Annotated in this window: 2 protein-coding genes and 1 pseudogene; 2 read left to right on the top strand and 1 reads right to left on the bottom strand. The window is 53.3% G+C overall.

What is annotated here, in order from left to right:
- Positions 1-96: 96 nt before the first annotated feature.
- Positions 97-854 (top strand): annotated as a pseudogene (locus tag BBW68_RS01250) (LysR substrate-binding domain-containing protein).
- Positions 855-931: 77 nt separating this feature from the next.
- Positions 932-1,954: an inner membrane protein YhjD gene (gene yhjD, locus BBW68_RS01245; RefSeq protein WP_070133668.1), complete on the top strand. Its 1,023-nt coding sequence runs from the start codon at positions 932-934 to the stop codon at positions 1,952-1,954.
- Between the two features lie 138 nt (positions 1,955-2,092).
- Here the strand turns inward: yhjD and BBW68_RS20440 are convergent, their stop codons facing one another.
- Positions 2,093-2,149, bottom strand: a complete 57-nt coding sequence (locus tag BBW68_RS20440) for a hypothetical protein (protein ID WP_077248233.1) — start codon at positions 2,147-2,149, stop codon at positions 2,093-2,095.
- Positions 2,150-2,151 lie beyond the last annotated feature (2 nt).

The following is a 2,151-nucleotide window of genomic DNA, read 5'->3' as shown; positions in this document are numbered from 1 at the left end:
TTATGTTATGGATGCTCGCTATTTTTATGGGGTCGCAGCATAATCTCTATTTATTCAACAAAGCCTGTTCCATTACTAACAACAATGAGCGCCACAATGGATAAAATTCACGCAATGCAGTGTTTGTCAGGGTCGCAGAGATGCAGAGTTTTACCCTCGCTGCCGACAGCCTCAGCTTGCCGAAAGGCAACCTGTCGCTCCAGATTCAGGCGCTGGAAAACAGCCCTAGTTTACGCTGGGTGCAGCTGACGCAGGATGGCCAAATCTATTTTGAACGCTGTCGCGCCGTGCTGGCGACGCTTGAGGAGATGAATTCACTGTTTCAGCACGATCCAGCGACCCTGAGCGGCCGCCTGCGCGTGGATATGCCAGTCAGCCTTGCCAGTAATTACCTGATCCCACTGCTGCCTGAGTTATTGCAGAACTATCTAGGCATTGAGCGGAAGCTAAGTAGCAGCGACCACCGGGTGGATGTAATCCGCGAAGGATTTGACTGCGTGGTACGGGTCGGGACGCTGGAGGCGCTATCCCAGCACTCCATGGTGCACTACAGTCAACAGTTGGGCGGGCAGCCAGAAGGCTTTGAGTATTTCGACAGCAAAACCCGCCACGCTGGTTAAGACCGGTGGGGTGATCACCGTTAACAGCACCGAAACCTACCATTCGGCCTGCATCGCCGAGCTGGGGATTATTCAGGTGCTGCGCGTGGGGGGGGGACTCAGGCGCTGAAGGAAAAAAAGCTGGTCGAAGTCCTGCCATATTTTCCAACAAGGCCAATGCCGCTGTCGCTGCTTTACCCGCATTGCCGCAACCTAGCGCGCCGCGTACAGGCTTTCATCGAATGGTTCAGCTAGGTCCTGAAACGCTACGTTGTCTGACCAGCAGGCTATAATTCACTACGCCAGTTCATTAAAAGGATAGAGAAGAAGTTATGACGGATAATCAACAACGCGATTCCCGAAAGCCAAAGCAGCCGGCACAAAAGCCGCTAATCAATATTAAAACCGGCAATCACACAGTCGATAAATCCATTTCCCACGTTTCAAGACTGGTTAGCTGGTTCCAGGCTATTCCGGCAGTGGCGCACTTTATTCGCGCCGGTGAGCGCTTTAACGATCGTCTTGGCAGCCAGTTTGGCGCGGCAATCACCTATTTTTCCTTTCTCTCGCTGATCCCGATCCTGATGGTGTCATTTGCTGCCGTCGGTTTCGTGCTGGCCTCAAACCCGGATCTTCTGACCGGGCTGATCAACAAGATCGTCGGCAGCATCAGCGATCCCGCGCTGGCCGCCACGCTGAAAAGCACCGTCAATACAGCCATTCAACAGCGCACCACCGTCGGGCTGACGGGTTTATTGGTGGCGCTCTACTCCGGGATTAGCTGGATGGGCAATCTGCGTGAAGCGATCCGCGCGCAGTCGCGTGACGTCTGGGAGCGTACGCCACAGGATCAGGAGAAGATCTGGTTTAAATATACCCGTGACTTTATTTCGCTAACCGGGCTGGTGTTTGCGCTGATTATCACGCTGTCGCTGACCTCGATTGCCGGTTCGGCGCAGGCGTTGATTGTGCAGGCGCTGGGGCTGGAGAGCATCGAGTGGCTGCGTCCTGTGATGACGCTGATTGCCTTGTCGATCTCTATCTTCGCCAACTATCTGCTATTTCTGTGGATTTTCTGGATACTGCCGCGCCGTAAGCCGCGTAAAAAAGCGCTGTTTCGCGGCACGCTGCTGGCAGCGATCGGTTTTGAGGTGATTAAATTCATTATGACCTTGACGCTGCCTAAGCTGGCATCCTCACCTTCCGGTGCGGCGTTCGGTTCGGTGCTGGGGCTGATGGCGTTCTTCTACTTCTTTGCACGCTTGACGCTGTTCTGTGCCGCGTGGATTGCCACCGCGCAGAATAAAAATGACCTGGAGCCGGAGCAAAATAAACGGGTGGCATATCGGAGCTGATAGCGGGTCGACCGAAAAAAGGTCGACCCCTACAGAAAATCGCCAAAAGTTATCTCAATATCGCGCAGCTGTGATCTTGCAGCTCTTCAGCAGAAGCGTGATTCAGCAGCAGATTGCGACTTAGGTAATGATTTCAACTTACTGATAGTGTTTTATGTTCAGATAATGCCCGATGATTTTGTCATGCAGCTCCACCG

This window comes from Candidatus Erwinia dacicola (assembly GCF_001756855.1).
In the GTDB taxonomy this organism is placed as follows: Bacteria; Pseudomonadota; Gammaproteobacteria; order Enterobacterales; family Enterobacteriaceae; genus Erwinia; species Erwinia dacicola.
This window is presented reverse-complemented; position numbering and strand designations above follow the sequence as displayed.

Excerpts from the sequence above, each read along its gene's own strand:
- yhjD (WP_070133668.1), top strand. The coding sequence starts at position 932 with ATGACGGATAATCAACAACGCGATTCCCGAAAGCCAAAGCAGCCGGCA.